Source organism: Bacillus sp. DX3.1, from assembly GCF_030292155.1.
Taxonomy (GTDB): Bacteria; Bacillota; Bacilli; order Bacillales; family Bacillaceae_G; genus Bacillus_A.
Map to the genome: position 1 here is coordinate 4,567,907 of NZ_CP128153.1, position 21,592 is coordinate 4,589,498.

Genomic DNA, 21,592 nt, shown 5'->3' on the forward strand with positions numbered 1-21,592 from the left:
TCCCTACATATATTTGATTTTTACATATAAATAAATTATGCTTGAAAAAGACTTAAAATAGAATAAGGAATTGATTATAAATGATTAGGGAAGCCTCTCAAGATAAGACAAAAAGATTTCTCATTGTAACGCTATTTTTCACACTTGGGACAGCTTTAGGAAAACTACTTGGGTTTGCAAAAGAAGTCACACTTGGAGCTTATTTCGGTACAAACTATGCTGTAGATGCATACGTTGTTGCTTTAAACATACCAACGATTGTCTTTACTGGTATAACCGGTGCTTTTGCTTTTTCATTTATTCCAATTTTTATGGAATTAAAAGGTAAAGACCCTCTTAAAGCGTATCGATTTATGAATAACTTTTTAAATATAGTTCTTCTTATATTCTTTATTCCGCTTTTGCTCATTGAACTGCAACCACATTTTTTCATTAAGATGTTTGCACATGGTCTCCCTGAGCAAACAGCACTATTATCAGCTTATCTGCTGCAAATTATTTTTCCAACTGTATTTTGTACATTTTTTATTGATATCTTTAATGCTTATTTAAACAGTTTACATAAATTTCGGATTACAAGTATGCAATGGGTTGTACTAAACGGTATTACTCTTCTTGTTTTCGTTCTACTCGTACAATGGATTGGAATTTATGCACTTGCATTAGGAGTTATTATCGGAAATATTGTGCAAACTATGCTTGTTTATTTTGCTTCCAAGCATGAAGGGTATCGCTATCGATTTTTAATTGATTGGAAAGATCCTTCTCTAAAAACAATGATGACTTTAAGCATTCCTGCTTTTATTACAAGTACATCTGTTCAAATTAACCTACTTGTAGACCGTACATTAGTTTCTGGATTAAAAGAAGGTTCTATTGCAGCTCTCAACTATTCTCAAAAGTTATATTTTATTCCACTCGGATTAATTGCTGCACCAGTTTTAACAGTTATGTACCCTAAATTTGTTGAATATGTAAATCAAGAAAACTGGAAAGATTTTATTCGCCTAATGGAAACAAACCTTAAAGTGTTGTTGTTTTTATTTATCCCAGTTTTTATTTACTTTACCTTTTTCACTGAAGAAATTGTGAAAGTTATCTATAACTACGGTGCTTTTGAAAAAGATTCCATTATACTGACGGCAACTGCCTTACAGTTTTATGCATTAGCCGCTCTTATGCAACCGTTAAAAGATTTACTCGATCGCTTACTATTTTCTCTGAAGCTCAATAGATATATTATGTACGCATCTATTGTTTCTATGATTATTAATGTTATATTATGTATTATACTTGTTCCTTATATAGGTTTAGCTGGTGCAGCCCTTTCTACTTCCATCGCATCGGCTAGCACAGTATTTATGCTATTATGGATGCTTCAAAAGTGCATGAAAGAGAAAGAACAGATAAATTTGCATTACACTAGCTTCTTATTAAAATGTACCGTTGCATCTTTTGTAAGTTTGTATGCTTCCAAACTGCTGCTTCATTTCTCACATGACACAAAGTTTCTTATCTTATTAGCAATAACAGTTGGTGCTATCGTTTACTTACTCATTACTTACATATTAAAGGTAAAGGAGCTACAACAATTGCTATCGCTATTTTTAGGTAAAAGGAAGGATATAAATGAATAAAATTATGTACCTTTTGAATTACGTCGGGGATGGCGGATCAGAAAAATACGTCCTAGATTTAATTCAAGCTGTTGATCCAAAACGTTGTATTCTTGTATATTCTACTCCCGGTCCTTTCTTACATAAGTTTGAAAAACTAAACATACCAATATACCGTATAGAGATGCACCATCCTTTTGATATACAAGCTGCAAGGAAATTAAAAAAGGTTATACAAAAAGAACAGGTAAGCATTGTTCATACACAATTTTTGCGTGAAAATTACATTGCGATTTTAGCAAAAATGTTTGGTGCTCCCGTGCGTGTCATTTGGACATATCATGTGGATGTTCAAATGGCACGTCATTTAAGATGGAGCAATACTTTTTTCACTCGTTATAACGATACTATTATTTGTATTTCGAAATTTATGAAACAACAGCTTACTCAAAAAGGCGTCCCAAAAGAAAAGATAAAAATTATTTATAATGGTTTACATGATCCATATACAAATGCCCTACCAGTCTGCCATAAACCAATGAAAATCGCTGTAATCGGAAGATTGAGTAAAGAAAAAGGACAACCCTTCTTATTAAGAGGCTTGCAAAAATTAAGAGAGCTACATCCATCTTTACAATGGCAATGTAACATAATTGGAGACGGTCCCTTAAAAAGTGAATTACACAATTTAATTACGACATTACAATTAGACGATTGTGTTTCATTACAGGGCTTTCAAGATAACATCATAAAAGAATATGAAGAACATGATATAGTCGTAATTCCTTCTGAAAATGAAGGACTATCTTATGTTGCGATTGAGGCGATCGCAATGAAAAAACCTGTTATTGCGACAAACGTTGGTGGTTTACCTGAAGTCATTGTCCCGAATCAATCCGGTATCTCCATACCATATGGAGACGAGGAACAATTAGCAACAGCATTAGCAAAGTTGTTACAAGACGAACAACTTTATCATTCCTTAGCAGAATGCGGACGCGAGTATTACTTACAAAACTTCACCTTCCCTAAAATGGTGAGAGAAGTAACAAACATTTATCGCATACCATCATCATGTTAAAGGAGATTCGATATGACACATCTAACTCGATTTCATTATATAGCACTAAGCGTTTTCTTCGTTACATTAGGATTATTCTTTTCATCACCTTATACCGGGCTATTCATTTCAGTTGTATTAGCAGTTTCTGCTTTTCGAGATGAAAAGCTCGGTATTGCTTATTTACTATTATTTATTCCGATGCGTCCCTTTCTTGTTGTCTATAATGCTGGACTAAAATTTATTGGTCTTCTCATTATTATTTCTTTATTATGCAAATTATTTTTACAATATCGCCATAGTATTTCAAAATTATTCTCATTTCATTACTTTGAAATCGCCTATTTTTTATTTTGCTTATTTGGTGCGATTCTCGGCTTTGTTAATGATGTTTCACTTATGGCAATTATGATGCAATTGCATACCCTTCTATTATTTTATTTTGTATTCTATATTGCGACCCGTATTTCTTTTCATAATGACGATTTATTATTTTTTGCACAAATTACTTTTATCACTTCCACTATCATTTCAATACATGGTTTAGTTGAAAAGCTATCATTACGAAGTATAGGGCTTCCAGAAGCATGGAAAGAGCTTGTACTAGCTCCAACCAATAAAATCCGTATATATGGGATGATAGGCGGTCCAAATGAATTAGCGCTTTACTTGACGTTAGCTTTTTTAGTTTCGCTATATTTGTTGCGAAATACCTCAAAACAAATGAAATATTTGATCTATACAGGCCTTACACTTATAGCAACAACTTTATGGTTAACATATTCACGCGGGGCATTTTTAATAATTATCATTTTTTTAATTCTCTATATCGTTATACATCGAGGCATATCGCATTGGAAATCGTTACTCACTATCGTTCTTATTTCCTTTCTATGCGCCACTGGTATATCTAAAATGACAAACTATTTAGAAGGAGAATCTATCGGATCTAAGCGCTTTTCAGAAGCATTATCAAAGGAAACTGTTGAACTAAGTAAGGAAGATGGACGTATTTATTATGTAAAAAAAGCACTGGAAATTTTCCAAGATAAACCGATTACTGGATATGGCTTTGGAACATTTGGGGATGCAGCAACTCAAACATATTCATCACCAATTTATGAACAATATAAAATTACATGGAATTTTTATTCCGATAACCAGTACATTCAAATTCTTGCTGAAACAGGTATAGTCGGAACAATTCTTATCTTCACCTTCGTCTTTGGAGTATTATCAATTCTGTGGAAATATCGTAACGGGCATGAACTTTCTCCCTTACTACTCTATTTAATGGTTGGAGCCATTGTTGGTAGTGCATTTTATAACATTTTAGAAATTGCTCCGTTTATGATGTATTTCTTTTTGACAGTTGGATATTTATGTCCGAGAATGCAAAAAAGCTACTGATATTTTCAGTAGCTTTTTTGCGTTTTATTTCGCTTTCTTTCTAAATACTTTAATTTGCCAAACCATAAGTAATCCTGTAAGAATAACACTTATGATTGAAATAATCGTACCTATTTTTAAACCTGACGACTCGAATGTGAGCACAATTTCATGCTTCCCTTCTGCGGCTTTAACACCTAACAGCCCATCAGCAACTTTCTCCATTGTTTTTTCTTTCCCATCAACGGTAACTTTCCATCCCTGATCATAAGGAATTGGAAATACAAATGTTGCATCTTTCTTTAATTGAATACTTCCCTTAATCATTGTCCCTGTATTTTCAGTAACCTTCATTGTAGTTTTTTGCAGATCAGCTATTGTCTGATTGAATTCTTCAATATCTAATCCATATAATCTTAACTTTTTCAATGTAAAGACATCTTCATTTTCAACCTGTATCTTCATTGTTACTAAACCTTTTGAAGGAAAATATCCAAAATCAATTAATGTTTTTTCTGATTTTGGCGGCAAATAAGAAGTATAGTGATCATTTACTGATATCTCTTTCCAGTCTTGAATTCCTTCAGCTAATCCATATAATTGCAATTCTTTTGGAACATTTACTTGAATGGTAATATACCCAGGGGCTGATTTATTTACTCTTTCATATTTCCCCTCTGCTTGTGAAGCAACAACCATATTTTTCAAGGTAATCTTTGGCTCAGCTAATTCTTTAAATAGCGTTCCTTCTTTTACACCAATTAATTTCTCTTGTAAAATGAAAGGATTTTCTTCATCCTCAGAAGGTGGCTGTTCAATTGCATAGCCAAATGGAACAGTATTTTTATTTTGGAATACATTCACAAAATTAAATTGTTTGATTTTCTCATATCCATATTTCGGGACACTTCCATCTTCAAGCTTATAACCAATCTTCAAAATAGCATCCAATAATAATGTATCACCATGATTATTTGCTACTAAAAAGTCTGGAGATGTGGAATATCCAGTTTTCTTTAAGAAACGATGGAAACCACCATTTGCCATTGAATTGAAAGTCTGGAAAGATGGATAATTATATTGTAGCGAATCATTTAACGTTCGGAAATATTTAGAACTTACACGCATGTTCTCTGTATTGACTCTATTTACATATTGAATTGCCTTTTTAGTTTCTTTGTTTATTTGATACTCTTCACGTTTGGCATATTTCATTTCTTTATGTAGCCCACGAATATAAGTACTTGTATTTAAACCAATATCAAATATTAAACAAACCAATAACACACCTGTTGTTAATTTAGACAATGTCGGCTTTATCATTCTAATATGTAGCACAACAGTAATAATCGTGATAAACAAAGCATTTATAATTAAAATATCATTATGAATTGCTTCATAATCTTTCACAGACAAGCTATACAATAAAATAAGGTGTATTACATAAAAAATCCATAACGGCATAATATACTTGCGATTCATCTGTTGAAACACACGTGCTGCCATTACAATAACTAACATAACAAAAGCAAATGCAAAACGATGTGGATATGCATTTGGTGGTTTATTTCCATGCCACGCTAGATTTAAAAATGGAATTGCAAAACTGCAAATTAAAAATAGAAATATAAATAGAAATAGAAACTTTTCTTTTTTCTTAATTTCTTGATTTACAAAATAGAGAGGTAATAACACCAATACGAGTGTCGATACATATACATTAGGGGCACCAAATAAACTTGAATCATATCCTCCAGATAACAATTTCCAATAAAAAACGAATAAATCTAAGTTCCATTCGAATGTAAAAGGCATTGAATTAACACTATACGGACTATTTTTTAAAGCCTCATAAGTCGGAAGGATAATGCAAGCTCCCATTCCTGCTGCTAGCCCTGTTCCAATGCAGAATAAGATAAAATATTTACCCCATTCTTTAATATTTTTCATATCATAGTTTGAGAAAAGACGAATCATAAAATAAAGGAATGTAAAAATTCCTAGCATAAACGAAATATAGAAGTTGGCAATAAACATAATTGCTAAGGAGATGGTAAAGAAAATAATATTTCGATTTTGTAGGAGTTTTTCAACACCTACTAAAATCACAGGTAATAGTACAATACCATCTAGCCACATTACATGAAACGAATATGCCATCACGTAACCAGACAATGCATAAGCTGTAGAAAACAATAATAAACCTTTGTGCTCTTTCCCTACTAAATAACGTAAAAGCCAACCACACGTTACACCTGCAAACCCTACTTTTAAAAGTGTAATCAGAAAAATAAATTCTGGAATACTCTCCTTATTAAAGAAATACAGAAGAACAGAGAATGGACTTGATAAGTAATAGGCGAACGTTCCAATAAAGTTACTACCTCCACCTAATTCAATTGTGTACTGTAAACTCCTTCCTTCTGTAAATACGCTGTGCAAATAAGTATAAAATTGAACATACTGTGTATTCAAATCGCTAATTAGCACTGAATATTCTCCAAATGGATACACACCAAACAAAGCATAACTGGTAAGCAATATTCCAAATGGAACTAAGAAGAAAAGAATACCATATAAACCCCTTAATATTTTCATCATCTTACGCCCCCACTTTAATTTATTCATATATACTACTATTAATTCGCGCAAACGAATATATAAAAATCCTCTCAAAGTAGGTTCTGTTATTCCTACTTAGAGAGGATTTTCTTACAACATTACTTCCTCTTCTTCCGCATGATAAACCCAAACATCATCGTTGCAAGGAAGCTAATAACAGAAATGATGGATCCTACTATAAATCCTGGAGATGTATACTTCAATTCAATTGTATGTGTTCCTTTTGATAATTCTAACCCAAGGAATGCATCATTTAATTTCAGTAGCTTTGCATCTTTTCCATCAACTGTTGCTTTCCACCCTTTATCATATGGGATAGATAAGAAAAGAAAATCATTTTCTTTTACATCAATTTTTCCTGCTACACTGCGACTTGTGTAGTTCGTTACGTCAAATGGTTGTTGTTTTAATTCATTCACTCGTTGGTCAAATAATTCTACATCAAGCCCATAGAATAATTGTTGTTCTATCTCCACCGACTGACGATCTACCTTTATTTCTACTTCTACTTTTTCATTTTCAAAATAACCTAGATCCAAAATACCGTTGTTCCAATAGTAACGAGGATATTCAGTAAATTTCTTACCAAGTGATTGTCCATTTACGTATACTTTTGTAACATCAGTAGGTTCTACACGTAACTTCGTATACAGCTGCTGCTTTCCTTTTACATCAAATACATATTTAATGCTAGCTGTTTTTCCCTCTTGTTGTTTTATCAATTCAATTGGCTTTTGGTTTGTACGAGCCATTTTTTTCTTTTCGGCAGCTAATTCTTTCTTCGTTTTTTCACTCTCTACAACAGTCAAGTTATTATACTCTAGAGAGCTTGGTTCAAGTGGCTTATAATAGTCAACATCTGTTCCTTCTAATTTGCCAATGAATTTATTTTGTTCTTCAAAAGAATTTGTATAGTTGATTTTCTGAACTTTCAACTTATCTTTTCCTTTTGTATCAAATTCATTTTTATTTACCATATATCCAAATGGCAGAGCATTTTTATTCTCATACACATAATTACTTCCAACACGATCTATTTCTGACCATCCGTATTTGTTTAATGGCTGATCTGAAATCATATATTTCATGCCAAGCAAGGCATCAGTTGAAACAATCCCTTTACCATTTTGTAAAATTAATGCTTCTAAATAACCGTATCCTAAATCTTGCATATATAAGTTTAAGTGTCCGTTTGCTACGGAATTAAAATGCGTCACACCTTTATATCCAAAGCGCAAGGCATCATTCCATGTAACACCTCTTGTCGTTTCCATACGATAGAGACCTTTATCTTTTTCTGCTACTTTCTGAATCGTTTCTTCATACTTTGGATATGGAGATGCATATTCTTGGCGATTAATATAACCGTATTCATAGCCCATTAGCTTTACCATATATACTGTGTTAAGCGCAACATCTAAGCTTACTACAGCGATTAAAGCAAAGGATACTAAAGCCTTGTTCTTCTTTACTCTAACCTTTGCATATAATAATAGCGCATAAACAACAACGAAAAAGATATTTACCATCATCTTATTGGATTGCATATATGATGGTGCTACTTTCCCGAGTAAAATAATCATGAATAAATTAAAGAATACAACTTTTTTTAATGTCGGCAATAACTCTTCCTCGAAGATGTAGAATGTTCGAGCGGCTACATAAATAAGTACAAAAGAGAATACAAACGAATAACGATATGGGAAATTTGTTGGTGGCTCAAAACCATGCCATGCAATATTTAAAAATGGTATTTCAAAAGAAAGAACTAGGAACAACAGTATTGCTCCATATACAATTTTTTCTTTTAATGAAATTTTCTTTGTTATAAAGAACAATGGAACAAGTAAAACCGTCAACACACCAGCATAAACATTTGGCATTCCATTTACCGTTGTATCAATAATCCCATTGAAGAAGCGACTATAAAAATCAACTGGATCAAAATTAAATGCTGTAGAAAATGGTATTTTCGCACGCTCTACAAAATTACTCTTTAAATCCATATACGTTGGTAGCGTTATGAACGCGGACATCGAAACTGCTAAACCTGTCCCAATGCAAAACCACATAAACTTCTGAAGCAGTAGCTTTACATTACGAACATCATATAGTACACAATAACGTGCTACAAAATAAATAAACGTAAAAATTCCAACCATATATGAAATATAGAAGTTGGAGATAAACGTAAGAGCTAAGCTAAAAATAAATAATCCATACTTTCTAGAAGTTAATAACCTCTCAATACCAAGCATAATAAGCGGTAATAAGTAAATGCCATCTAACCACATTACACAGAAAGAATATACTGTTACAAATGACATTAATGCATAAAATGTTGAAAATAGTACGATGGTTACGTCACGACGCTTCATCATACTACTTAAGTAATATGTCATTGTTAAACCAGCTAATCCTACTTTTAGCAATGTCATAAGTACAATTGCTTCTGGAATATGAGCACGGTCAAACAAGAGAATTATAATTGAAAAAGGACTAGCTAAATAGTAAGCAAATACACCAATGAAGTTTAGTCCCATTCCACCTTCCCAACTATATAATATGCTTTTTCCATTTTTTAAAACATCATATAAGTATGTGTAAAACTGTACATATTGCGAGTGTAAGTCAGTCACTAAAATTGACTTTTGTCCAAACGGAGCAACACCAAGCAATGCAAGAATTACACCATAAATGGAAAAAGGAAGGAAAAAGGCTACTGCATACAAAAATTTTTTCTTTTTAAATAGGTCTAACAGCTGTTGCATTCTAATCCTCCAAATCATTCCTATTTCATTTTTAGGTATAAAAAATTGATATATAAAAAACAAAAGCCGGCACGAAGCCCAGCCATTTGTTTTTTATACATTTTGGCCTTCTTTTACATCAGGCTTCTTTTTGAAAATTATATACTTACTTGCAAAGTAGTTAACAACCACAACGATAACATTTGCAATTATCTTAGATACTAAATCATTAACACTTAACCATTCAACTAGTGCTATCATAGAGAAAATATCAATAAAATAAGATAAGACGCGGAAGCCCATAAAATAGAACATTTCTTTCATCATATGAGCAAAACTTGTTTGTTGACTGTTAAATACATACTTTTTATTTGTAATATACGCAAACAAAACAGATACAATCCATGCAATTGTCGTTGCAATTTTGTAATCCATTCCAGCTAACGTTGTACAAACGAAATACGTTACAATGTTGACCAGTGTTGTTAAACCACCGAAAAGTAAATAGTTAAAGAGTTCCTTCGCTTTATTATTCACGTTTCTACTCCCCTAGTGATTTGATTTTACTTTATGATCTTCTACGCTATATAATTTTGCTATTTTTTTATCGTCATCTAAATTTGTTACTTTATCGTCATTATACTCATCTACAAAGTATAGTGGACGCTGCTTTGTTTCGTTAAAGATTCGTCCTAAATATTCACCAATAATCCCGATGGAAATTAGCTGTACGCCACCTAGGAATAGAATCGCTGTCATCATAGATGGATATCCACTTACTGATTCACCATACATAAGCGTCTTAACGATAATCCAAATCATAAAGCAAAATGCACCAAAGGATACGGTAAATCCTACAAATGATGCAAGACGTAACGGAGCTGTAGTGAAGGAGGTAATTCCTTCAATCGCAAGATCAATTAATTTAAAGTAATTCCATTTTGTCTCACCTGCTGCACGTGGATCACGATCAAATAAAATTTCCTTTTTATTATAACCAATCCAGCTAAACATTCCTTTTGTATAACGCTGCGTTTCACGAATTTTTCTTAACGCTTCCACGCAACGGCGGTCTAGTAAACGAAAATCACCTGTATTTTCTTGAATTGGAATTCTTGTTGTTTTCTTTAATAAGCCGTAGAATTTACCAGCCGTCCATTTTTTCGCCCAAGATTCCCCCGCACGAGAACGCCTTTTTGCGTAAATATCATCATAGCCTTGCTCCCAGTACTTAATCATCTCAGGGATTAATTCTGGCGGATCTTGTAAGTCAGCATCAATGATAATTACTGCATCCCCTATCGCATGATCGAGTCCTGCAATCATCGCTGTCTCTTTCCCAAAATTTCGAGATAAATCGACATAAGAAATACGATTATCATTTGCTCTAAACTCTTTAATTATATCTAATGTACGATCTTTACTTCCATCGTTGACAAACAAAATTTCAAAGTTATAATTTGAAATTCCCTGAAATACTCCTGTTAACCGACTATATAATTGCTCTAATACTTCTTCCTCATTATATGCCGGTACTAAAATTGTAATGGTCTTCAAAGAAGGTACTCCTTTCTTATTAAAACTACTATGCAAAGAACAATTCACAAGCACAGATTAGACATAGTAAATTGGATGCTTTTCTTAGAATACCTCTTTCTCCAATGCACTATGTCTAATCTTACATATATAAAAGATTAATTTTTAATTGCTTCTGCTTGTTCTTTCACAAGGTTTTGCATAATTGTTAATAAATCATCTTTTAACTCTTTATGTTGTAACGCCATTTCAATTGTTGTTTGAATGAAACCAAGTTTCTCACCAACATCATAACGTTTTCCTTCAAAGTCATAAGCGAATACACGTTGAATTTCATTTAACTGTTGAATTGCATCTGTTAATTGAATTTCACCGCCAGCACCAATGTGTTGTTCTTCTAAAAAGCGGAAGATTTCTGGTGTTAATACGTAACGTCCCATAATTGCTAAGTTTGAAGGTGCTGTCCCTTGAACTGGTTTTTCAACAAATTGTTTTACTTGATAACGACGTCCATCTTTTTCTAATGGATCGATAATACCATAGCGGTGTGTTTCATCTTCAGGAACCGTTTGAACACCAATTACAGATGAAAGTGTATGTTCATACTCATCAATAAGCTGCTTTAAACAAGGTTTTTCCGCTTGCACGATGTCATCTCCAAGTAGCACAGCAAATGGCTCATCACCAATGAACTTACGAGCACACCATACTGCATGTCCTAAACCTTTTGGTTCTTTTTGACGAATGTAGTGAATATCAACCATTTTAGAAGAAGCTTGTACTTTTTCAAGTAACTCATACTTTTTCTTCTCTAATAAGTTTTGCTCTAATTCAAAAGCGTTATCAAAATGATCTTCAATTGCACGCTTTCCTTTTCCTGTAACAATAATGATATCCTCAATACCAGCAGCTACAGCTTCTTCAACGATATATTGAATTGTTGGCTTATCAACAATTGGTAACATTTCTTTAGGCATTGCTTTCGTTGCCGGTAAAAAACGCGTTCCAAGACCAGCAGCTGGAATAATGGCTTTTCTAACTTTTTTCATGCTTATTACCTCTTTCTTTATTGGCGTATATGTGCACTTATCAAATATTATTTTTTAATTTGCCCTGCTCATCCATATTTATTGGATTCTTTTTATTCTTCATACAAGACATTCCCTTACGAAAAAACACAACTTCTTATATTATACATCTATTAATCTAAGTATCATCTTATTTATTAACATGTTACTCTCTTCACTTACTACGAATGATACTTCCTACAAATTCTACATGATTGCCTCTTTATTCGTCAAGGGCTCTTATTTATAGCCATTGTACGTTTCCTTCTTTGTACATCCATCTCTTAATTGCTTCAATTACTTAAGTACGAAAACGTTTAAAATACCAATTAATACACCTAAAACAATTAAATTTTGAAGACGAATTGTCATAAAATATTCTCTTTTCGTTTAGGCTTAAACCTATCGATTAGAATATATAAATCCATTTTGATTTTTCGACATATAGCCACGGCTATGGATAACAAAAGGTGACCTGCACTCGTTTTCTCTCTTTGTTTTTACTTGGCATGGGGCAGGAAAAGGATCTGACCGCTTTTATGCATGGCCGAATGCTCTCTCCCACCTAAAAAGAAGGGTTTTATGTCGGTTTTTAATTTGTATTTATATAGTACTGGTTACTTTAACCATAATAAAAAGATTAATTAACAAAAATAATTATATGATTATTCATTAAAAAATAACCTGTTTGTTTTTTATAATTACATTATATTAAGAAGCATTTTCTTTTCCTATTATTAATAAAGGTGTCCCAAAGTAGTAATTTAACTACTTTTGAGACACCTTCTTCGTTCTTATTGAACGCGATCCATCACGTTATTTTTAATGTTTTCAAGTTTTTCTTCACTATGTTGTAAAGAGTTTCCTTGTACACCAAAGTAAAATTTAATTTTTGGTTCTGTACCAGATGGACGTAGGCAGAACCAAGATCCATCCTCAAGATAATATTTTAATACGTTTGATTTTGGTAAGTAGATTTCTTCGGTTGTTGCTTCTGCTACTTTTGTTCTAACGCTCGCTTTATAATCTTCTGCAATTGTAACTTTTAAACCAGCTACTTCAACTGGTCGTTCTTCGCGGAAAGATGTCATCATATTTTGAATTTGCTCTGCACCATCTTTTCCTTTTAATGTTAATGAAACAAGTCCTTCACGGAAATATCCATACTTCTCAAATACTTCAATTAATCCATCATATAATGTTTTACCTTGTGATTTGTAATATGCTGCTACTTCACATGCAAACAATACAGATTGAATAGCATCTTTATCACGGCAGAACGAGCGAATTAAATAACCATAGCTTTCTTCATAGCCGAATTGGAATGCGTATTCGCCACTTTCTTCATATTGTTTAATCTTTTCACCGATAAACTTAAATCCAGTTAATGTATCAATTGTATCTAACCCGTAAGTTTTTGCAATTGTACGTCCTAATTCTGAAGTAACGATTGTTTTTAACACAACACCGTTTGCTGGTAAAATACCTATTTCTTTCTTTTGAGACAATAAGTAATCCAGCATTAAAGCACCTGTTTGATTTCCTGTTAATACTTGATATTCACCAGCATGATTTCGTACTGCAACACCAAGACGATCTGCATCTGGATCTGTTGCAATTAGAACATCCGCATTAATTTCTTCACCGTAACGAATTGCTAATTCAAAAGCAGCATGCTCTTCTGGATTTGGTGATTTCACAGTAGAAAAGTTTGGATCTGGCTTTTCTTGTTCTTGTACAACCGTTACATTTGTGAATCCAACTGTTTCTAAGCCGCGACGAGCTGGAATGTTAGATGTTCCGTGTAGAGGTGTAAAGACAATTTTCAAATCTCCCCCTACCTCTTGCACTAATTCTTGATCGATGATAACTGTTTTTAATTGTTCTAAGTATGCATCATCTACATCTTGTCCGATAATTTGTAGTAAACCATTTTGCTTTAATTGCTCAATATCAGCAACTTCTACTACTAATTCATCACTTACAGCGTTTACATAAGAAATTAATTCATCTGCTTCTTTTGGTGGGAGCTGTCCGCCATCTTCTCCATACACTTTATAACCATTATATTCTGGCGGATTATGGCTCGCTGTAAGAACGATTCCACTATATGTATGTAAATAACGAACTGCAAATGAAAGCACTGGTGTTGGACGTAAACTTTCAAATACATATGTTTTAATACCGTGAGCACCAAGTGTCGCTGCTACCTCCATCGCAAATTCTGGCGATTTATGACGAGAATCATATGCAACTACAACACCACGTGCTTTTGCTTCTTCACCTTGTTTTTCAATAAACTGTGCTAAACCTTCTGTTGCTTTACGTACCGTATATAAATTTAAACGGTTCGTTCCTGCACCAAGCTCACCACGCATACCACCTGTACCAAACTCTAAATTTTTATAAAAGCTATCCTCAATTTTCTTTTGATCCGTCTTCATTTCTTCTAGTTGTTGCTTTAACTCCGCATCTAAATCAGCAAAGTTGTTCCAACGTTCATATTCTGTTTTCCATTCCATTTAAAACTCTCCTCTCGGTCAAACATAATCTCATTATATGAAAAAAATAGCGCTTTCCTCAATACCCTTTTATATTTTCACAAAAGATTACTTTTTCATTTGGCAATACTTTACTGCTCTTTTTTATAAACGTATCTCTTCCTTTACGCATACTTTCTACATGAAACGAAAAACTATACGTAACAAATATATTTTTAAACAGGGTGAATACAATGCAAGAATGGGCGCTAACAACAACAATGAAGCAGCATATACAAGAAACAATTGAAGACATTGCACATGCTCTTCAAAGTATGAAAATTGCATTAGATCACAATGATGAATGTATTTTATGTAAAGTTGAAGATATCCAAAAAATGTTACTCCATATTCAAGCAACAACCGCTTCTTACTATGTCAAAACATACTTATCTCCCTATACAAACTGTTACATTCATTTACTAACAGCAATTCAGCATTTATCGAAGAAAAGACACGGTGCACTAATTGCCGTGGAAAGAGAACAATCACTCAAACCATTTATTCAATCAGGGATACAGCTCAGCGCTCATTTAACCGTTCCTTTGCTAGAATCTATTTTTTATCCTGGAAACCCTCTCCATGATGGAGCTGTTCTTGTGAAAGATAACCATATTATATCAGCAGCGAACATTCTGCCCTTATCACAACAAGCTTCAGTAACTGACAGAAAACTAGGAACACGTCACCGTGCAGCAATCGGACTATCTGAAGTAAGCGATGCTCTCGTCCTTATCGTATCTGAAGAAACTGGAAAAACATCTTTTGCGCTAGCTGGAACATTGTATACCTTTATGCTATAGCATAATCCAAAAACATATCAATCATCACTTTTGTAGTCCTTTATAAATAAAACAGGTATTCCTAATTTTAAAATCGAATATTGTACATTATTGGAGATAGAGGGGCGATATATATTGAAAAACATATTCTATCTATTCATTACGATACTCTTTACTTTGTTTATATTTACAGGCTGTATCGATCCAAACTTATCGAAAAACTCTTCATCTCAAACGCATGAAGAAGAAAAAAGTGTCAAAAAAGAAGTATGGAATCAATTATCAAATCAAGAAAAGCAAAATATTATTGGAGATTGGGAAAATGCCACTATGACGAAAACTATTTTGCATAAACATAATAGTCATCAAACGAATGAGGCTTATGAGGGAAAAACAGTCTATCTCGTTCATTTCCCTTCTGATACAAATGCACCAAAAAATGTTGAAGTATATGTTGATATAGATACAAATGAAATTGTCGGTTATAGTAAAACAGAATAAGAAAGAGGCTGCTCTATAATTTTTTTATAGATCAGCCTCTTTTTGTTCATTTTACAAACAGCTAGGGGCTGAGCATTCCGAAAAATTAATGTGCTATTCATCCGTTTTTTTGATATCATTATTAATTGTGATACATTTCCAAAAAAATGCAAGATAACCATAATATGATTCTTTACTTTCTATTAGTAAAGAACCATACGATACTCTTAAAAAAATTGTAAATGATAATAATATAATAATACGTTTATTGAATAAATACATAAAATAGGAGGTTTCGCATGTATCAATTTGGTGGAAACGAACCAATCTTAACGATTGTAGTCCCTTGCTATAACGAAGAACTAGTATTGCATGAAACAACAAAGAGACTTAGTGAGGTTTTAGAAGAATTAATCAGTAATCAGTTAATTTCATCTGTAAGTAAAATTCTTTATGTTGATGATGGAAGTAAAGATACAACATGGGAGATTATAGAAGAACTTTATTACAAATCTCCATTTGTAAAAGGGCTAAAATTAGCGCGTAATGTAGGACATCAAAATGCATTATTAGCTGGTTTAAACACTGCAGCAGAATATTCAGATTGTGTTATTTCTATTGATGCTGACTTACAAGATGATGTAGACGCCATTAAAGGCTTTATAGAAAAATTCCATGAAGGATATGAAGTTGTTTATGGAGTAAGACAGGAAAGAAAAACTGATACATTCTTCAAAAGAAACACAGCATTACTTTTCTATCGCTTAATGGATAAGATGGGTGTTAACATTGTATATAACCATGCAGATTATCGTTTACTAAGCCACAAAGTATTAATGCACTTAAAAGAATTTAAAGAAACGAATTTGTTCTTACGTGGAATTGTACCTTTAGTTGGTTTTAAATCAACAGAAGTTTATTACGATAGACATGAAAGATTTGCAGGTGAATCAAAATACCCTTTGAAAAAAATGCTTACTTTTGCATTTGAAGGAATTACATCTTTCAGTGTTGCTCCAATACGAATGATTACTTCTATAGGCATAAGCTTCTTAGTTCTTAGTATTATTATTAGTATTTACACATTGGTTCAAAAAATATCAGGAGAAACTGTTTCAGGTTGGACGTCATTAATGCTATCTATCTGGTTCATCGGTGGAGTGCAACTAATGGGCATCGGGTTAGTTGGTGAGTATATTGGAAAAATATACAAAGAAACAAAAGCTCGTCCAAAATATATCGTTGAAGTAGATTTATATTCTGCTCCAAAAGAGACACAGAAACAGGATAATCAAAAAGTACTGACTACAACAATTTAACGCAAAGAAAATAACTATCCTTATTTTTCGAAATAAGGATAATTATTTATATCCAAAAGAATACTTGGAATTAATAAAGTGAAACTTTAATCAGTGGGGGAGTCTTCATCCCCACTGATTAATATAGGATAAATTAAAAAACTAGCATTATATTTGTTTTCTATGAGACAAGGAGTGAAATATTATGGAAAATACCGCACGACAGAGGACGGATTTACATCAAAAAAAATCGATTAGAGAAGCTTGGTGGTTTAGGCCAATTCTCGTACATTATCTTCTATTAATTATCGCAATTCTATTGCCATACTATAACAATGTGCAAGAAGGAATGACATTAGAACACATAAAGCATGCCTTAATCAATTGGGATAGTCACTGGTACATCGGTATTGCTGAAAGGGGATATGAATCCGAAAAAGCCGCAGCATTCTTTCCATTTGTACCAATCTTACTTAAAATCTTTGGGAGTCCTTATATTGTCATTGGAATAACACAAATTGCATTTTTCATTTGCTTATGTTTATTACGAGAGTTCTTTAAGCGTTTTAACATGACTGATTCTCAAATGAAAGCAGGGATTTGGTTCTTTGCTGTAAATCCTTGTGCAATCTATTATGCGACAATTTATACAGAAGTATGGACGGTGCTTTTTTCTCTTGCCTCACTTCATATGGCAGTAAAAGGGAAATGGTTTTACGCTTGTCTATTCGCTGCAATTTTAACATCAACTCGGGCAACTGCTTTAATATTTGGTATTTTCCCGCTTGTCCTTTTCCTTATGTCATTATGGAAAAAAGATTGGAAAATGGTGAGAAACTCTTTACTGTGGGGAATGAGCTGTACAATCGGTTTATTATGCTACATGATATATCTATACTATACTTTTGGAGATCCAATGATTTTCTCAACAACGCAAGAAAAACACTGGGATCACTATTCCGTTTTACCATGGGTTCAAATTATTGAAGGATTTCACGCTGATTTCGCAATCGACATAGTAGAAATTCGACAAGGATTATGGACATTAGCAGTATTATTTGCTTTTTTTGGAACAGTAAGCATTTGGCGTTTAAGATCCAATGTAAAATGGGAAAGCCTCGGTGCAATTCTATTTGTTGTTATCACTATTATTTTCACATTCAGTTTTGGTACCCGTGGTATGCCAATGCATAGTACACTGAGATATTTGAGTGTTTTATTTCCACTCTATGCTGTTATGGCAATCGTTTTACCTAAACCACTTCGGGGTGTCTTAATTATTTTATTTGCTATTGTATCGTTTATGAGTGCATGGAATTTCACTCATCACATATGGAACCTGTAATCTAGTTACAACATCATCATATGTTTTTTCTTTAGTTAGCAAATACTTTTATAAATTTAAAAGGAGCAGCCCACAAGATATATATCCGGTGTGGACCTGCTCCTTTTCTATTCTTCGCTATTAAAACGCTCAACAAGCGTTGCAAGTGTACGAACCATCGCACCTGTTGCTCCTGCTGGACCTAAATCATGTGCACTCTTTGTATCAGCTGTTCCAGCGATATCTAAATGTACCCAAGGTGTTTCTTCTGCAAACTCACCAAGGAATGTTCCAGCCATTACCGCATGACCATCACGACCTGGTGAATTGTTTAGATCTGCAAATTTACTGTTACGAACACGCTCTTTATCACGTTCAAAAATCGGCAATTGCCAAACTGGTTCATCTGTTTCCATTGATGCTTCTAATACTTGTTCAAACAACGCTTCATCGTTTGTCATCGCACCTGTTGTATGGTTTCCAAGCGCAACAATCACACCGCCTGTTAATGTTGCAATATCAACAAGATAGTTTGCACCAAGTTTCTTCGCATACGTAAGACCATCAGCTAACGCTAAGCGTCCTTCCGCATCCGTATTTAATACTTCAATTGTTTTACCGCTCATAGCTGTAATAACGTCATCTGGTTTAAAAGCAGTGCCGCTCACTACATTATCAGTCGATGGAATGACAGCCACTACGTTTTGTTCAGGGCGCAGTTCACCGATAATTTCCATGGCACCAAGTACAGCTGCAGCACCGCCCATATCTGTTTTCATCCCAACCATACCTTCACGTGGTTTCAGAGAATAACCACCTGTATCGTATGTAATCCCTTTTCCGACGAAGCCAACGACATCCGTCCACTCTTCTTTTCCTTTATAAATAAGAACAATCATTTTAGGTGGCTCTGTAGACCCTTGGTTTACCGCAAGCAGTGCACCCATACCTAGTTCTTCCATTTCTTCTTTTTCAAGAACTTTATAATCCATATCATATTTTTCAGCTAATTCAACAGCATACTCCGCGAGTGTTGTTGCTGTTAATACATTGGGCGGCATATTCACAAGTGTACGAGCTGAGTTTGTAGCACGTCCATGAACATATCCTACTGTTAATGCAGCTTCGATCTCTTTTGGCTCTTCCGCTGTAATGACTGCGAAACTTTCTAACTGTGCTATCTCTTTTTTATTTGTTTTATATGTTTGTAATTCATATGTACCAAGACAGTATGATTCAGCTGCAATATGTGCAACATCAATTGCTTCCATTTTATCCGTTACAAAGGAATCAAGTAAAAAGGCAGCATCTTGTACTTTTGCAGCTTTTAATGTTTTAAATACTTTACCAAGCGCTGTGCGTAATGTTTCAGTTGTATATGCTTCTTTTTTGCCAAGGCCAACAAAATAATAACGTTTTACATTTGTTTTTCCTAAGCTATGTACTTTTGAAATGGCTTTCTTCTTCGCTGAAAGTTCTTTTTCTTCTAATAAAACTTGTAATTGTCCATCAAATGCTTCGTCCAATTCTTTTACAAAATTGCTCGCTTTTTCTCCTTCAAATAAAGCAACGATTACTGCTTCATGGCTTGCTAATTCTTTTTGTACTTGAAACATGTTCAGCCCTCCCCTAGATTTCTCTCGTTCTATTATAACTGTATTTTCTCGAAAATGCGATAATTCAAATTTTTCTTGCGTTTACGGGTAATAATATCCCCGATTGGTGAAAACTAATCATCCGTGTGGGATAAAAAAAAACTGATGAAAGTTTTACTTTATCTCATATATAAAATAAGTTCTGGTAATTGTGGTAAGTTCTGAACTTGTTCATATGGGACTCGCTCCACTTCTTTTGGAATCCTTGCCCTGCAATGTTGAATAAAAGTAATGACTTGCCCTACATCTAAATTCCAATATACAGGGCAGGACGGTATCAAATAATGCTCCGCCACCTCCATCATTATCCGTGCTCCCTTTACATTTCCATAACTGTAATGATACTGAGCCACTGCCATTTGCAATAAACCTTTTAAAAATAAGTTACTTCGGTCTTCCAGCCACATTTCTTCTAATAAATCATGGCAAGTGTAATAGTCACCTTCGTTATACTTCACGAAAAACTCATAATATGCTAAAGGATAGTCCTCCATTTCCCCCTCCTTTTCATCACATTCACTTTGAGATTCTTTCCTTTCACTTTACTATATAAATCTATTTTGATTTTTCGACATATAGCCGCGGCTATGGATAACAAAAGGTGACCTGCACTCGTTTTCTCTCTTTGTTTTCACTTGGTATGGGGCAGGAAAAAGATCTGACCGCTGCATGGCCGGATGCTCTCTTCCACCTAAAAAGAAGGGTTTTATGTCAGTTTTTAAATTTGTATTTATATATATTGTGTCCATGAAAAATAAAAAAGTCTAGTGTTAATCTCACTAGACTATCTCTGTTTTAAATATTGTCCACGGAACACCTGCATGGTTTCATCTTGATTGAGCATCGTCAACTGTTCCTCCGTTAACTTTCCGTTCCCCATCTTCACAACATATACATTTACTTTTTTCTTGCCCCATTGACTATATACATCCCGAACCCTTTCATAATATAAATCAAGTCGGTTTCCTTTTATTGCGCCACCTTTATCTGCTACAACACCGTACCCGTAACCAGGTATAAAGAGAATCGTTCCCAGTGGAAATACACGCAAATCAGCTGCAATTGTAGAATATATATCCCGTTTTGCCTTTACACCAGAATATGTAATGCCATACCCTGGATGCCCCGGCCTTTTACCAGTTGATTCTACACCTGATGTATAACCAGTTGCTGTGACTTCCATGGCACGATATTTAGACCAGTCATTCGACTCTTCTAAAGCACTTATCACTTCTTTACTTGGAACAGCTTTCTTCTCGATTTCTGCGGCGTGTACTTCTTTAACCTTATTTTCTTGGTAAGTTCGTACAGCCTCCAAAAGAGAGATTCCTGTCAGCGTTTGCCATGTCACACATAATGCTGCTACAAGTAAACAAGTCATCATAATGCGGATACCATATCGTTTTAACATTTTAACATTCCACACTCCTTCATCGTTATTCATTCCCCATACGATGCGGAAATATGCAAAAA

The 21,592-nt window shown here is 33.8% G+C and carries 16 protein-coding genes; 7 read left to right on the top strand and 9 right to left on the bottom strand.

The window, feature by feature from the left end; genetic code table 11:
* Positions 1-80 precede the first annotated feature (80 nt).
* The 3 genes from murJ to QRE67_RS23035 are packed head-to-tail and all read left to right on the top strand — an operon-like array spanning position 81 to position 4,086.
* Positions 81-1,637 carry a murein biosynthesis integral membrane protein MurJ gene (murJ, locus tag QRE67_RS23025; RefSeq protein ID WP_286122475.1) on the top strand — a complete coding sequence of 519 codons (1,557 nt, stop codon included), beginning with the start codon at positions 81-83 and terminating at the stop codon, positions 1,635-1,637.
* Positions 1,630-2,697 (top strand): glycosyltransferase family 4 protein, encoded by a 1,068-nt coding sequence (locus QRE67_RS23030; RefSeq protein WP_286122476.1) that lies wholly within the window; start codon positions 1,630-1,632, stop codon positions 2,695-2,697. Before murJ ends, QRE67_RS23030 begins: the two co-directional genes overlap by 8 nt.
* 12 nt (positions 2,698-2,709) lie before the next feature.
* Positions 2,710-4,086 carry an O-antigen ligase family protein gene (locus tag QRE67_RS23035; RefSeq protein ID WP_286122477.1) on the top strand — a complete coding sequence of 459 codons (1,377 nt, stop codon included), beginning with the start codon at positions 2,710-2,712 and terminating at the stop codon, positions 4,084-4,086.
* 24 nt (positions 4,087-4,110) lie between these two features.
* On the opposite strand, the gene QRE67_RS23040 is transcribed toward QRE67_RS23035, so the two are convergent.
* The 6 genes from QRE67_RS23040 to QRE67_RS23065 all read right to left on the bottom strand — a co-directional run bounded on the left by QRE67_RS23040 (position 4,111) and on the right by QRE67_RS23065 (position 14,562).
* Positions 4,111-6,666: a YfhO family protein gene (locus QRE67_RS23040; protein ID WP_286122478.1), complete on the bottom strand. Its 2,556-nt coding sequence runs from the start codon at positions 6,664-6,666 to the stop codon at positions 4,111-4,113.
* Positions 6,667-6,785: 119 nt separating this feature from the next.
* Positions 6,786-9,458 carry a YfhO family protein gene (locus tag QRE67_RS23045; protein WP_286122479.1) on the bottom strand — a complete coding sequence of 891 codons (2,673 nt, stop codon included), beginning with the start codon at positions 9,456-9,458 and terminating at the stop codon, positions 6,786-6,788.
* A 93-nt stretch (positions 9,459-9,551) separates the two neighbouring features.
* Positions 9,552-9,974, bottom strand: a complete 423-nt coding sequence (locus QRE67_RS23050) for a GtrA family protein (RefSeq protein ID WP_286122480.1) — start codon at positions 9,972-9,974, stop codon at positions 9,552-9,554.
* Between the two features lie 12 nt (positions 9,975-9,986).
* Positions 9,987-10,994: a glycosyltransferase family 2 protein gene (locus QRE67_RS23055; RefSeq protein WP_286122481.1), complete on the bottom strand. Its 1,008-nt coding sequence runs from the start codon at positions 10,992-10,994 to the stop codon at positions 9,987-9,989.
* Between the two features lie 137 nt (positions 10,995-11,131).
* Positions 11,132-12,022, bottom strand: a complete 891-nt coding sequence (galU, locus tag QRE67_RS23060; RefSeq protein ID WP_286122482.1) for a UTP--glucose-1-phosphate uridylyltransferase GalU — start codon at positions 12,020-12,022, stop codon at positions 11,132-11,134.
* A gap of 812 nt (positions 12,023-12,834) precedes the next feature.
* Positions 12,835-14,562: a phospho-sugar mutase gene (locus QRE67_RS23065; RefSeq protein ID WP_286122483.1), complete on the bottom strand. Its 1,728-nt coding sequence runs from the start codon at positions 14,560-14,562 to the stop codon at positions 12,835-12,837.
* A gap of 212 nt (positions 14,563-14,774) precedes the next feature.
* Between QRE67_RS23065 and cdaS the strand changes: the two genes are divergently transcribed.
* The 4 genes from cdaS (at position 14,775) to QRE67_RS23085 (ending at position 18,485) form a co-directional block, all read left to right on the top strand.
* The gene (gene cdaS / locus QRE67_RS23070; protein WP_286122484.1) at positions 14,775-15,383 is read left to right on the top strand and encodes a sporulation-specific diadenylate cyclase CdaS; all 609 of its coding nucleotides are present in this window, start codon (positions 14,775-14,777) and stop codon (positions 15,381-15,383) included.
* A 114-nt stretch (positions 15,384-15,497) separates the two neighbouring features.
* Complete coding sequence (locus QRE67_RS23075; RefSeq protein WP_286122485.1) at positions 15,498-15,863, top strand: hypothetical protein; 366 nt, start codon at positions 15,498-15,500, stop codon at positions 15,861-15,863.
* Positions 15,864-16,141: 278 nt separating this feature from the next.
* Positions 16,142-17,161, top strand: coding sequence for a glycosyltransferase family 2 protein (locus QRE67_RS23080; RefSeq protein ID WP_286122486.1), 1,020 nt, complete (start codon positions 16,142-16,144; stop codon positions 17,159-17,161).
* A 184-nt stretch (positions 17,162-17,345) separates the two neighbouring features.
* The gene (locus tag QRE67_RS23085; protein ID WP_286122487.1) at positions 17,346-18,485 is read left to right on the top strand and encodes a mannosyltransferase family protein; all 1,140 of its coding nucleotides are present in this window, start codon (positions 17,346-17,348) and stop codon (positions 18,483-18,485) included.
* 107 nt (positions 18,486-18,592) lie between these two features.
* On the opposite strand, the gene QRE67_RS23090 is transcribed toward QRE67_RS23085, so the two are convergent.
* The 3 genes from QRE67_RS23090 to spsC all read right to left on the bottom strand — a co-directional run bounded on the left by QRE67_RS23090 (position 18,593) and on the right by spsC (position 21,530).
* Positions 18,593-20,080 carry a leucyl aminopeptidase gene (locus tag QRE67_RS23090; RefSeq protein WP_286122488.1) on the bottom strand — a complete coding sequence of 496 codons (1,488 nt, stop codon included), beginning with the start codon at positions 20,078-20,080 and terminating at the stop codon, positions 18,593-18,595.
* A 158-nt stretch (positions 20,081-20,238) separates the two neighbouring features.
* Positions 20,239-20,613, bottom strand: coding sequence for a DUF309 domain-containing protein (locus QRE67_RS23095; protein WP_286122489.1), 375 nt, complete (start codon positions 20,611-20,613; stop codon positions 20,239-20,241).
* A gap of 290 nt (positions 20,614-20,903) precedes the next feature.
* On the bottom strand, positions 20,904-21,530 hold the full coding sequence (gene spsC / locus QRE67_RS23100; protein ID WP_286125362.1) for a stationary phase survival protein SpsC: 627 nt from the start codon (positions 21,528-21,530) through the stop codon (positions 20,904-20,906).
* Between the last annotated feature and the right edge of the window lie 62 nt (positions 21,531-21,592).